At 67.2% G+C, this 14099-nt stretch carries 3 protein-coding genes; 2 read left to right on the top strand and 1 reads right to left on the bottom strand.

Annotated elements, in window-relative coordinates:
• Window positions 1-93 precede the first annotated feature (93 nt).
• Window positions 94-7299: an RHS repeat-associated core domain-containing protein gene (locus ACGFRG_RS32225; protein ID WP_393269666.1), complete on the bottom strand. Its 7206-nt coding sequence runs from the start codon at window positions 7297-7299 to the stop codon at window positions 94-96.
• 764 nt (window positions 7300-8063) lie between these two features.
• Between ACGFRG_RS32225 and ACGFRG_RS32220 the strand changes: the two genes are divergently transcribed.
• Complete coding sequence (locus ACGFRG_RS32220) at window positions 8064-12116, top strand: FG-GAP-like repeat-containing protein (protein ID WP_393269663.1); 4053 nt, start codon at window positions 8064-8066, stop codon at window positions 12114-12116.
• A 734-nt stretch (window positions 12117-12850) separates the two neighbouring features.
• Window positions 12851-13792, top strand: a complete 942-nt coding sequence (locus ACGFRG_RS32215; protein WP_393269660.1) for an FG-GAP repeat domain-containing protein — start codon at window positions 12851-12853, stop codon at window positions 13790-13792.
• The last annotated feature ends 307 nt before the right edge of the window (window positions 13793-14099 follow it).

Raw genomic sequence — 14099 nt, 5'->3', positions numbered from 1 at the left:
AATTCCGCCGGCGGATCCCACCCAGGTTTCTCCATAATCCACTCCCACCCTTCCGGTACACACATCGGTTCACCCATCAATTGCACTGAGTCACTACCCGTGCTGCCGAATCAGCCATCCGGTGGCGCCGATCGTAGTGGAAGGGATATCCGTTACGCCACCAGCTCGCAGCACGTTCGCACAGTAGGTGACACAACTGTTGGTGGCGAGGTCGTAGGCGTGCAGATCGACCCCCATCGTAACCTCCTGATATGCCAAGGCCAGGTTTGCTTTAGGAAGTGGAACCCTGACTGCGATCGTAATGTTGCTGTGCGGCTCGACTCTGACTGCCCCCGTAGTCGTATTGCCCACAATCACCTGCTCGGTGTGAAGTGACTCCGCCCCGGACTCCACCATGATCGTCGCATGCTTCTCCGTTTGGTCCAGGTAGACCGTAGCCATACCGGGCTTCTCAGAGCTGAGCGCATGCACAATCACCCGAGGCGCAAGGATGGCTCTTGATGCCACCTTTTCGCCGCTCTTGATTCCAGCCCTCAGGGCGACTGACGCCACCGCCTCCTCTGCTGCCCCTGCGGGACTAGGGACCGGCAACGCGGCTGCTTCGCCCAGTACTTCACCGACCTTGAAGGGCAGCGAATTGTGATTCAGGGCCGGATTGTCGGTTCCGAACATCTGCTTGGCGATTTCGGAGGGTGCTGCCCTTTCGATCATGGGGCCCTCAAAGGGCCTGTCACGGTGGCAGTTGTGATCATCGCTGCCGAAGTAGCAGGAAATGTCCTCGAGCTTCCTATAGGTCTTCGACACGCCCTGGCCTATGCCGCCGAGCAGGTCAAGAAGGACACCGCTTCGGGGGTGGTCTCCCTGCCCTGGATTTTCCGGCGGGGTCCCCGGGGGCGGCGGGCCCGGGCTGGGCGTAGGAGTTGGAGTCGAGGAGGAGGTTCCCGAAGTGGCCGGAGGCGGGTCGGTATTGCAGGTGTGGATGGCGCCGCAGTCGCCGCCTCCATCCCGCATCAGGCCGGTTGGGTCGCTGCCGTTGACGGGGTCGTTGCCGGCGTAGGTGTAGCCGCCCATCTGGTTGGGGTCGCCGACTTCGAGTACCGGGTCGACGCTGAGGAACCGGCCGAGGGCGGGGTCGTAGTTGCGGGCGCCCAGGAGGTCGAGACCGCTGGCGGCATCGACCGGTTTGCCGAGGTAGCCGTGGTTGTCGATCCAGTTGGCGGGGGTGGTGCCGCGGGGTGCGCCGTAGGGGTCGTAGGCGCGGCGGGTGACGGTGAGGGTGGAGGCGTCGACCTGGAGTTGGGCGGTCTTCTGGGGGTTGGTGGGCTGGTAGGTCAGGGTTCCGGCGGAGGAGCGGGTGAGGCGGGTGCCGTCGGGGTTCGTGTAGTAGCGCAGGCCCGCGACCTTGTTGGTCGCCTTGGTGAGGGTGAGTTGCTCGGCGCCGCCGAAGAGGTAGAGGACGTTGGTGTCCGCGCCCTTTTGGAGGAGCAGGCCACCGTCGGCGTCGTAGAGGTAGTTGGAGGTCTGGGTTCCGCCGCCCGTCTTGGGGCTGGTGACGGTGTCGGTGCGGCCCTCGGTGTTGTAGGTGAGGGTCTGGGTGGTGGCCGCTGCGGTGCCGGTCTGGGTGTCGCGGCTGGTGGTGTTGCCCGCGATGTCGTAGTGCGGTGTGAGGGTGGTGGTTCCGCTCGGCCCGGTGGTGGTGATGCTGGTAGCGGTGTTGGGCCGCGCGGCCTGGGCGGTGCCGCCGCTGGGGTAGGCGCTGGTCTGGACGGTGTTCTTGAGGGCGTTGCCGGTGGTGTCGTGTTTGACCTGCTGGGTGCGGTCGCCGAGCAGGTTGTAGGTGAAGGACTGCCAGTACGGGGCCGGGCCGCCGAGGGTCGCGGCAGACGGGGAGCTGGTGTTGCACTGTGCGAGCTGGCCGACAGCCAGGCTGGTGGAGCCCTTGGTATCGGTCCAGGCCTCGGCGAGCCGGTTCAGCCCGTCGTAGGTGAAGCACTGGGTGTCGGTGCCGGTGATCGTGCCGCCTGCGGACTGGACGTCAGCAGTAGAGGTGAGGTTTCCGGCCTGGTCGTAGCTGTAGGTGGTGGCGTCGATCGGGTTGGTGCTGTTGGTCTGCAGGCTCACCGTGTTGGTGGCCAGGCGGCCGGTGGCCTGGTCGTAGGTCTGCGCGGTGCGCAGTTGCTTGCCGTACAGGCCGTAGGTGGACTGGATCACCTGGCCGAGCGGTGTGTAGAGGGTCTTGTCGAGGTACGGGGCCAGGTCGGAGCCGGTCTCAACGAGGCCGCCCTGGAGGTTGTAGCCGTAGCCGACGGTCTCCCCGGGCAGTCCTGCGTCGGCGCCATAGGTCGTGGACTGCAGCATCCCGACGGTCGGGGTGTAGGCCGCGCTGGTGGTGTAGGTGCCGGCGAGCTTGTCCTCGGCAGCCGGGATGACGGTGGTGGTGCCAGTGGGCTGGTAGGCGGTGTTGTAGTCGTTGACCTTCTTGACGTAGGCGCTGCCGTTCGCGCCGCCGACATAGCGGGTCGAGGAGGTCGGGTAGCCCTTGGCAAGGGCGTCGTAGGTCCAGGCGGCGAGCTGCTTGGTCGGGTCTGTGGTGCTGGTTCCGTCGTAGAGGCCGGTCTTGCGGCCAAGGCCGTCGTAGGTGGAGGAAAGGGTCTGTCCTCGACCGTCGGTGCTCTGGATCAGTCGGCCGAGTTCGTCGTAGCTGTAGGTGCTGGTGCCCGAGTCGGGGTCGGTCTGAGCGGTCTTCCGTCCCAGCAGGTCGTAGACGTAGGACCAGGTGTTGCCCAGGGTGTCGCTGATCGACTCTGTCTTGCCTGCCGCCGTGTAGGTGTAGCTCGTCGTCACATCCGCTGCCACGGCCTTGCCCTGAGTGCCCGAGTTCCAGACGCTCTTTCCTGCGGCGTTGTACATCTGCACGCTGGCGTCGTCGCCGACCATCGCGTACGCGCCGGTCACGCCAGTGGTGCCGCTGCCGGAGTTCCACAGGACGGTGCCCGTGGTACCGGTGACCACCAGGCTGCCGTCGGTGCGGACGGTGGCATTCGCGCCCGGGTTTCCAGCGGTGTTGGACGACCACAGGCTCTGGCCGCCGGATATGCCGGTCAGGACCAGGTTTCCGTCCGGTTGCATGGACAGGCGCACGCTGTTGGAGGCGATCTGGCTGCCCGAGGCGATGACGGTTCCGGCCGCCAGCTTGCGATCGGGGGTGGTGTCCTTGAGGCGGGTGGCGGTCTTCTGGCCCAGCCCGTTGGTGTAGGTGACGGTCGGCTGACCGCCGCCCGGCGGGGTGGTCTCGGTCCGGTCGGCGCCCGGGTAGGCGGTGGTGGACTCCCAGAGCTTGACGGCCCTGGACCACTGCTGGTTGGCGACGGTCCGGCCCTGCCCGTCGTAGACCGTGCGGGTCTGGGACGGGACGGTGTTCTCCTTCTCCACCCACAGCGTCGTGGAAGGCGAAGTCGTGGGCTCGGAGTAGGCGGCGATGCTGGAGACGGACCAGCCGTGGCTGTCGTAGCCGGTGGAGGAGATCAGCCGGCCCGCGGAGTTGTCGGCGGTGGTCGTCTGCTGCTGGCGGGTGCGCAGCAGTCCATCGTAGATCGAGATCGCTGTGCTGTACGTCCCGTCCTCACGCAAGGTCTGCGTGGTGACGGTGGACGGGTCGGGACTGTCGCCGCTGCCGTGGACGGCGTAACCGAACTTGCGGTCCGGGGTCTGCGTCGCCTTGTTCCGCCCCGGCATCCATACCTGGGTGCGGCGGCCGAGGGCGTCGTAGGTCATGTCCGTGACGCGATTGTTGGCGTCGACAGACTGGGTCGTCAGGCCGCGCCCCGGGTCGACAGTGACGGCGGTGGTCCAGCCGAAGGGCTGCGGGTTGGTCGTGGTGACCTTGGTCGGCAGGATCCCGGTGCTCGGGGAGTAGGCGGTGGTGGTGGCCTGTGACGCGGTGTCGAGCGTTTTGGTCACGCGCCCGTAGTCGTCGTAAGTGACGGCTGCGAGGGTCTGGTACACGAGGTCGCCGGAAACGTCGTACTTCGTCAGTGCCTGGGTTGCGGTCGCGTATCCGAGCGAATGTGACTTGCCGTCGGATTCCCAGGTCTGGCCGAGCTTCCCAAACGCGCCGGGTGAGGAGACCGTTCCGTCACCGTCGTAGAAGGTCCTCTCATGGCTGAGGGTCGTCTTGCCGTCCGGTTTGGTGTCGCATGCCCCGGAAACGGCCAGGGTTTCGCTCGGATAGGCGAGCATCATGGAGTTGCTTGCCGGGGCATCGGCGTAGTTGGTGATGTTGCATGACTCCAACTTGGGGTCGGAGACATCGCCCTGCTTGTCAAGCTGATGAACACGCCCGAAGTCGTCGTAACTGGTGACCGTCTTCGCAGTCCGCCAGCTACCGTCGGCAAGCACGCTGAGGCTGCGGCTGGTAGCCGAGGAGGTGCGGTGTGCGGCGAGGTCCGGCAATGTCGACAAGGTATCCGGTGCCGGGTCCTTGGACGTCCATGCGGTACGGGAGCTACTGGCCGTCGCAGCAACGGTGAAAGGACCATCTACCGTCTTGGAGACAGGGCTGCCGCCAGCGTTGCTGTAGCCATCCGTCTCCAGGACCATACCGGCCAGCCAGTCACTGTCGATCACCGACTGGTCGCCATCGACGGAATTCTTGATGGTGACGCTGCGCTTGCTGCCGTCGGCCTTGTAGTCGCCGTCCATACCCTGGAAGTAGGTGGAGACGGTCTTGGTGATCGGGTCCGGTGCCGTGCCGGTGGTGGTGGTGACGGTGCGGTAGCCGCGGAAATCGCTCCAGTCGCGGTACTGGTCGTCGGTGAGGTCGGAGTCGTCGCGGTGCCAGGCCGCGCCGCCGCCGTAGGTGTAGTTGGTGACCTTCGGCGGGGAGTTGGCCTTGGTCAGATCGCTGTCGGTGACCTGAACGACGAGCGTCTTGTGGAACCAGTCGTCGATCGGAGTGGCCGCGCCCGGCGGATACCAGTGCGCCGGGTGGCAGGCCATGGTGTTGCTGTCCGCAGAGGACGGCATGGTGTGGTTGACCCGCGAGCACTCCGGGTCCCGGTAGGTGACGGCGATGGACTCGCCGCTCTCGGTGCGAATGCTGGAGATCCGCGGGTGGTACAGCGGCGGAGCCCCAGGAACCAGGCCGTCGACCCGGTTGTCCGTCTCGATACCGCTGAAGGCAACGGGGTCCAGGGCGACCGGGTCGCCGCCGCCCGCGCTGCTGTCGAGGCCGGTGTGCTGGACGGAAGAGAGCCACATGACCGACTGCAGCTTGCCGGCGTTCTTCGGGTCGGTGGTCTTACCCGTGACCGGGTCGATCACCCCGCCCGCATCGGAGAAAAGATGGGTGAGGGTATAGGAGTCGACATCCTGGAAGCCGCTGTCGGTCTTGACCTGGGTGGTGATCTTCTTCAGCCGGTAGGTCGACCAGAAGGTCGGCGATGCGAACTTGCAGACGTCGTCGCCCTCGCCCTTCGTCTTGTACGTCGAGGGGCAGTTGGTGTCGTAGGGCACGTCCGGCCAGTTGGTGGCCGTGTCCTTCTTGAGGTTGTCGTACGTGCAAACGCTGTCGGAGGTGGTGCAGCGCTGGGCGGTGGTGAAGTTGATGCGTGCCGCGGGGTCCTTGCCGGCGATCGCGTCGGCCAGCTTGTAGCCGTAGGAGATGCGAGTGAGGTAGCCGCCGCGGGTGTATTGGGTGAGCGTGCCGCCGTCACCATTCGCAACGACTTGGCCGTAGCCCATGTTGTAGTAGTTGGACTCGGTCGCGTACTCGTAGCGCTGGGCGTTGCCGTGTGGGTCGACGACGAAGTCCAGGTTGAAGCGGTAGCCGACCGGCTTGGCGCACTGGGAGTCGTTTCCCTTGCCCGAGTCGTAGCAGGGGTCGCCCGACTTGGGGTGGTAGACCGGCATGCCCCAGGCGCTGTTGGTCGCGTCGTCCGAGGTGGTGCCGGGGGTGTGGTTGAGACCCAGGTAGTAGGCGGTGCCGTCGGTCGTGGTGACCTTGAAGTACTCGCCGTCCCACAGCCCGTTGCCCGCGCCGGTCAGGCGCTCGATCTTCGTGCCGTCGTCCGAGGACAGGTGGTATACGCCGTCCTTGTCCCGTACCAGCTGGCCGGTGTGGGAGCCGAGCGAGAGGGTGGCGTTGTAGCCAGCCCAGCACTCGTCGCCGGAGTCCTTGATCCCGTCGTACCGGCACGGCTTGTACGAACGCTCCAGGAAGCCGGGGCTGTACGACCAGCCGTCGCCGATCCACGAGGACTGCGAGTTGCGCGCGGAGGTCTCGCCGTCGATGGACTGGGAGTTGTACGAGAGCGCCACCGCTGGCGCGCCGCCACCCAAAGCCGGCGGGGCGGCGATCGGATAGCTGTAAGTGAACGCTCCCGACGCGGACTGCACCCAGGACCCCGAGGCCGACAGCGAGGTCGCCGTGTAGTCACCCTGGGAACCGCCGGTGCCGGCCACCGCTGCGACCGCCAGCGACATCGGCGCCATCGCGGGACTCGCCGCAGCTCCCGAGGCGGCCTTCGGCTTGAGCGTGCTCAGCAGGTCGCCAGCCGGGAGAGTCACCGAAGCGGTCAGCTTCTGCGCCGAGGCGTCATTGGTGGCGGCCAGCGGCGTCTGGACCTGGCAGGCCGACACCTGCGGGGTGGTCAGGGCACAGCCCGGCATCGTGACCAGATGCAGCCGTGAGCCCCAACCACCGCCGTACGCCTGGGCGATCGCGCTGTAGTCGAGTGTGACCTGGACCTGGCCGACGTCGTTCTTGCCGTCCGAGCGAGCCAGGCCGACCAGCAGGCCGTCGACGTTCGCGGCCTGCGCCTGGCGCCTGTCGGCTGTCTTGACCGTGACCGATGACGGCGGTGCCGTGGGCTGGGACGGTGCGCCGTTCTTCAGCTCCTTGGGTGCATTGTGGGCTGCAATCGGCCCCACCCACACTGGGGAGGTCCCCGCCCGCTTGGGCGGCACCGAAGCACTGATGCCGGAGCCACGCGACGGGCTTGCGCCTGCGCTCGGCGTCGACTCCTTCGTTACGCCCGCCGGGGCCAGGTCCACCGAATCAGTGCTGCCCGCAGGCCACTTCGGGGCCTGCGGGGCATGGGCACGCAAGGCATGGGCCCCCTTGGGAACGCCCGCGCGAGGAGCTCCCTTGGCCGCGGTGACCGGATACCCGTCCACGACGGGCTGGGTAGGCAGCTTGCCGACCGCCCACACCTCGCCGTCGTAGTGATAGCCACCCACTCCTTCGGCAGCCGCCAGCGGTACGACCAGTGACAGCGCGGCCAGTACGGCTGTCGCCATGGTGGCGCGACGTGCCGCGCCGCGCGTCCACAACCCGGAAAAAGGGCGTGCTGAAGAACGCACTCTCAAAGTCCCCACCCCAAGTGCGTGACCGTAAAGGCCCCCGTTATTAGCAGAGCTGTTGCCCAGCCCCGCGAGAATCACCGAACCGTATTGCTACACGCGTACGATTCGCAATAGCCTGCCTCGGCAGTGCAACCGGGACGACTCCCGGAACTTTTCCTTCTCTTTACTCCGTCACCACACGAAACGCACGGGGAATCGGAGACTTCACGCCACAGGGGGAGTGAATCGGCCATAACCCGGTTCACGGATCGCACACGGCGATCTATCGCCCGAGCAAGGACTTCTTCGCGAAAATCCATGGGGGGTACCACCACATGCGCAGACACCATCGTCCGACACCAATGCTCAGGAGACTTGGGCGAAAATTGACTCTCCTGTCGGCGTCACTCGGCCTGGCCATCTCGCTTTCCGGCCAAGCAATGGCCGACATCACGCCACCGGAATATCCGACTCAGCCCACCTCGGGCAATCCGCTCCTGGAAGCACTCAACAAGGCGAAGGCCGACGGGAAGTCCATTCCCGTTGAGAATCAGACAACCCAATTGAGCCAGACTCTGGCCAATCCGGACGGCACAGTGGCGACCACAACGAATCTGAAACCGGTTCGGGTGGAGAAAAGCGGAATCTGGAAGTCACTCGATGCCACGCTCGCGAGAAGCAGCGACGGGACCTACAGCCCTGCGGCCACACCGGGCGAGGTGGCACTGTCCAGCGGAGGCACCGGGCCGTTGGCGGCATTGGCCGACGGCACCGGGCACCGGCTCGCCATTTCCTTCCCCCACGAGCTGCCCGCCCCGACCGTGAAGGGCAACACCGCGCTGTACGCGCAGGTCCTGCCCGGGGTGGACCTGCAGGCGTCGGTCAGCGACCAAGGCGAGTTCAGTGAAGTCCTGATCGTCCACGATGCGACCGCGGCGGCCAATCCGGAGCTCAAGAAGCTGCGCCTGGCCACCAGCACCGACGGACTGGCGCTCAGCGCGGATGCCACAGGTCGCCTCGCCGCCAAAGCGTCCGACGGAAGCCTGATCTACGCCAGCGCCGCGCCCTTGATGTGGGACTCCTCCACCGGCCGGCAGTCGACCGCGGCCTCGCCGAAGCCCCTGACCCGCCGCAGTGGTGCGACCGCCGACGATCCCACCGGGACATCCTCGGCCACCGGTCCCGGCACCGGCGCCAAGGTCCAGCAAGTCGGTATGACCGCAGAGGCCGGTGCCCTCACCCTCACTCCCGACGCGGGCCTGCTCACCGGGTCCGCGACCACCTATCCGGTCTACATCGACCCCACGTTCAGCAGCCCGCTCCCTGGCCGGACCGGTCACTTCACCGTGGCCCAGGAGGGCTGCCCCAGCCCCGGCAACCCCAACCCCGCGTACGACAAGGCACAGGACAACGGCCAGGGCGTCGGCTACCAGCACTACTCCTCCCGCTGCTACGGCATGCAGGAGGCGTACTACGAGATCAACACCCGCAACCTCTACAAGAGCATGGTGATCTCCAAGTCCACCCTGACGCTGGCGGAGACCTACGGCGCGGACGCGGGCTGCGACAACACCTGGCCGGTCACGCTGAAGGAGACCGGTGCGATCAGCGACAGCACATCATGGGACAACAAGCCCAAGGTGTTGGCCACGATCGGCACCCAGGATGTCAAGAGCGCCTGGTCCGACTGCGGAACGCGGTATGTCAACTTCGACGTCACCAGCCGCATCAGGTCCGTTGCCGCTGCAGGGAACGACACCTGGACGTTCGGTTTGTACGGCGACGACAGCACCTCGTCGACGAACTACGGCTACATGCGGTTCAGCGCCAATCCGTACATCACCACGGTCTTCGACCTCCACCCGGCGGTCGACAGCCCGAGCACCACACCGGACTCGATGAACCCTGGCGGGGCCGCCTGCAACAACGGCACACCCGGCTGGATCGGCGCGACCAGGCTCACCGGGGGCAACAGCAACATCGACCTGAACGCCCGCGTCGCCACGTATATGAGCGGGGTCAACCTCAAGGCCGTGTTCAGTGTCTGGGACAACCGGAAGGACAACGGGAAGGGCGACGGCAGTACGGTGTCCACGCCCAGCAGCCCGTATGTGGCCTCCGGCACGACCGTGCACACCAACATCGGCACCGCGGTGCAGGACGGGCACGCCTACGGGTGGGAGGTCCACGCCACCGACGGCACCCTCGACAGCCCCCTGGTGACATTGTGTCATTTCAACGTGGACCTCACCCCGCCCACGCCCGCGGCCTTCGGTGATTCGGTCGCCTACCCGCCGCTCGGCAGCGACCGCACACCCACCGCGCACGCCGGCGACACCGGCATCACCATCCCGGTCACCAGCACCGACCCCACGCCGACCGGCTGCGAACTCGCGCCGTGCGTCAAGAGTGGCATCCGGCGCTTCGAGTACTCTCTCGACACCCCCATCCCGCCCACGGGCGCGAAATCAATCGCGGCCACGCCCGATGGCAGCGGCACGGCCAAGGTGGACATTCCCGTCAACCTCACCGCGCAGCAATGGGGCACCCACACGCTGTACGTGCAGGCCGTGGACGGCGCCGGCAACGCCCGCCCTTCCAGCTACCGCTTCTACGCTCCCTGGAACCCGGCGACCAAGGTCACCGCAGGCGACGTCACCGGCGACGGCATCCCCGACCTGCTCACCCCGGACAAGAGCGGCAGCCTGCTCCTCGTCCCCGGCAACACCGACCCGGCCGCGACCCCGGTGACCGCATCCGCCGCTTCCCAGAGCCCTGACGGCACCGGCTGGGACAACTACCTCGTCACGCACCGCGGCAGCCTCAGCCAGTCCGGCGTGGACGACCTGTTCGCGTACAACAAGACCACCCACAACCTCTATGCCTACAGCAACGACGCCTCCAGCAACGGCACTCCCGGCCACTTCACCAACACCAGCGGCCCCATCCCCATCACCGCCAAGCCCGCCTGCAACACGGCATCCGCCTGCGACGGGTACGACACCACCTGGTCGTCCGTCACCCAGCTCCTCGCCCCGGGCGGTTTCGACAACACCCGCGGCCTCGCTGATCTGATCACGGTCGAGAACAAGAAGCTCTGGTACTACCCCGGCAGTTCCACCGGCGGGCTTCACCTGGGCAAGGGCATGCTTCTGGGCACCGGAGACTGGTCGCACGCCACGCTCATCGCCCCCGGGACGGTCGGCGGCACGCCGACCGTGTGGGCCCGCGATGATGCGAGCGGCGTCCTCTACTCCTACCCCCTGCAGTTCGATGCCAACGGCGTCCCGACCACCATGCTCACCGCACCGGCCAGCCACGCACTTGTGTCCGGGGTGGCCGCATCAGGTGGCGGGAACCTCTGCCTGGACGTCGACCACGGCTCCACCACCAACGGCACCAAGATCCAGGTCTGGAACTGCAACAACAGCGCACCGCAGCAATGGGTCCTCGGCGCCGACAACACCGTACGCAACTACGGCAAGTGCCTGGACGCGACCGGCGGAGCCACCGCCAACTGGACTCCCATCGAGCTCTACTCCTGCAACGGGGGCGGGGCCCAGCAGTGGAAGCCCGGCCCGGGCGGCTCGCTCGTCAACCCGGCCTCCGGGCGCTGTCTGGCCGACCCGTCGTCCAATGCGACGCCCGGCACGCAGGTCATCCTCGCGGACTGCGCCACCATCGCGGACCAGGTCTGGTCCGGCAACACCACGAACCCGCTCCCGGCCCAAGCCGCACTCCTTGCCCCCTACCTCGACAAGGCGACCTATCCTCTGGTCGCCTCGCCCGGAGACGTGAACAGCGCGGGCGGCGACCCGGACGGCAACCCCGACCTCTACGCCACCACCAACCGCGACGCGATCACCGAATACTCCGGTAAGACACCCGCAAGCGGCCTCGCCCAGTTCAACGCACCGGTCACCCTCGGCTACCTGCACAAGCGCACCGGCGCCGACGCCGAGGGCGACCTCAACGGCGACGGCATCCCCGACCTGACCGCCATCGACAAGGACGGCCAGCTGCGCATCTACCCCGGAACCGGAAACGGCGGCCAGGCCAGCGGCCCGCACCTTGGCGGCGGCTGGGCCGGGGCCGACATCAGCCACCGCGGAGACTGGACCGGCGACGGATACGAAGACCTCGTCGCCCACCTGCCCGGCGACGCCTCCCACCTGTGGCTCTACCGCGGCACCGGCTTCTCCGGCTTCACCGCCCGCTACGCGCTCAACCGGCCCGCAGGCTCGCCCTCGCCCGACTGGTCCAAGACCACCCAGGTGATCACCGCCGGAGACCTCACCATGGACTCCCACCCGGACCTCCTCGCCATCGAGGACGACGCCCTCTACCTCTTCCCCGGCACCGCCGACGGCCAACTCGCCACACCCATCAAGATCGGCACTGCCGGCTGGAACGACATGCAGCTCCTCGCCCCCGGTGACGTCAACGGCGACGGCCTGGGCGACCTGTGGACCCGCCGCAAGTCCACCGGCGACATCTACCAATACCTCAACGACCCCCTCAACCCCGGCGTCACCCTCGGCATCGGCAGCAACGCCCAGACCATCGGCGGCGGCGTAACCACCACCGGCTACCCGTCCGTCGCGGCCATCGGCGACGGCAACCAAGACGGCCACCCCGACCTGTGGACCACCGTCACCTCCGACGACCACCTGCACTTCTTCGCCGGAAACGGCAGCAACAGCACCGGCTTCGCACCCGGCACCGACGTCAGCGGAGGAGGCTGGACCACCACCATCAAGCAGATCGCCTAACCAAAACCATCCGCCCCGCTTGCCCCTCCTCTGCGGAGGTACAAGCGGGGCTTCGTCTGCGATGAACACCGCCATTTCGGGCGCCTGGATGGTCATGGTGGCCATGTGGGGCTCTTTGCAGTCCGGATCACGAGCCGTCCGAGCAAGGCCAGGCCGGTGTCTCGATAGGGGCGCCGTCACGCCTGAACCGTCGGTCACAGCAGCGGAAGCGGCCGCATGACGAACACGTGCTTGCGCTGACAGCCCGAACCGGCGATGAGGGACCGCTCGCCGAGCCGTCAGGAGCGCGAGGTGCGGCCGAGGCCCCACGCCGGGACAGACGGGCGCCGCCGCTCGGGACCGCTGGACCTATCTCCGGGTACGGACGGGCAAGGCGGGCCGAGTTGCCGAACCGTGATTCCGTGTCGATCGTCCTTCTGCGGCACGAGCAGCACCCCGTTCTCGCCCCCTGCACATTGTTCCTCGACCTGACCGAGCCCGCGAGATCGTCCGCAGCCGTTCCGGTGGTCCGGCGCCGGGCCCATGGCGAACACCATGAAAAAGACCCCGCCCGCGCGGGTCGGACCACCTCGCACACCATCACTCTTCACACTTCACATGTGCGACTACACAAGCCGGATCCATGCGGGGACCCCGAATGTGCAGCTATGGATCGCCTGTGTGTAAGGTGCGGGAAACCTGCCGGCGCGGTCCAGACCAATCGCGCCGTGTGTGCTAACTATCACGGGGATCCTATGAGTTTCATCAAGCGTGGCCGCGCCTTCAAGGGCGCGCTCGCCTCCACCGCCGTTGCGGCCGCGCTGGCCGCGACCGCCGGTAGTGCGTTCGCGGCCGGGAACCCTGCCGATGCAGCGGCCCAGGCCGCCAAGGCTGCCGAGCAGCACCATGCCCCGGGCGTGAAGGGCAAGCTGGCCGCTCCGCGCGCGGCGGCCGGTGACTGGGAGCAGACGGCCACCTTCCCGATGGCGGCCATCGAGCGGGACGGGTGGCTGGACTGGTACGACCCGGACGGCCGGGGTGGCTTCAAGGCGGCACGGCTCACGGCCTCCGACCTCAGCTCCTTCAAGCACGTCATCCAGGTCGACCAGGACAAAGACGGGGAGAAGGACGGTGCCTGGAGCATCCTGAAGGACGGCACGCTCTTCTACGCCAGCACCAAGCAGGGGTCCGCGAAGACGATCGGCGGGGGCTGGCAGATCTACAACAAGGTGTTCTCCCCCGGCAATCTCGCCGGGGCCCGGGAGTCGGACCTGCTCGCGGTCGACAAGTCCGGTGTCATGTGGATGTACCTTGGCTACGCCGACGGTCGCGTCACCGCCCGCACCAAGGTCGGCGGCGGCTGGGGCCAGTACACCGAGATCGCAGGCCAAGGCGACCTGAACGGCGACGGCCGTACCGACATCGTCGCCCGCGACAAGGCTGGCGTGCTGTGGCTCTACACCGGCAACGGCGACCGCCAGGACCCGTTCAACCGCCGCGTGAAGATCGGCGGCGGCTGGAACACCTACAACCGCATCCTCTCGGTGGGCGACCTCGACGGCGACGGCCGCACCGACCTGGTGGCCCGCGGCAACGACGGCACGCTGTGGCGCTACTCCGGCAACGGCGACAGCCGTGACCCGTTCGACAACCGCGTCAAGATCGGCTGGGGCTACAACTCCCTCAACCTCATCTGATCACCGGTTGCGCCGGACCGTGGGAACGGGACCCCGGCGCGACATTCCCGTGGAAGGGCGGCCTTGCGAACAGGGCCGCCCTTCCGGTGTGCTGCGCCCCTGACCGGTTTTATTGTGTCAGGCGTAGGCGTGGGTCAGGGCCGTGTCCACGCGGGTGAGCTGGAGGGTGAACGCGATGCCGTAGTGGTCGGAGTGCTCGCCCGGGTCGATGCGCCGGTAGCTGTCGACGGCCGGAAGCAGCGCGGAGGTGACGTGGGTCTGGTCGACCCGGCCCCGCCCCGCTTTCCCGTGGGTTCCAGCAGCGACG

The organism is Streptomyces sp. NPDC048696, assembly GCF_043198895.1.
Taxonomy (GTDB): Bacteria; Actinomycetota; Actinomycetes; order Streptomycetales; family Streptomycetaceae; genus Streptomyces.
This window is presented reverse-complemented; position numbering and strand designations above follow the sequence as displayed.

Excerpts from the sequence above, each read along its gene's own strand:
- ACGFRG_RS32225 (WP_393269666.1), bottom strand. The coding sequence starts at position 7,299 with ATGGCGACAGCCGTACTGGCCGCGCTGTCACTGGTCGTACCGCTGGCG.
- ACGFRG_RS32215 (WP_393269660.1), top strand. The coding sequence starts at position 12,851 with ATGAGTTTCATCAAGCGTGGCCGCGCCTTCAAGGGCGCGCTCGCCTCC.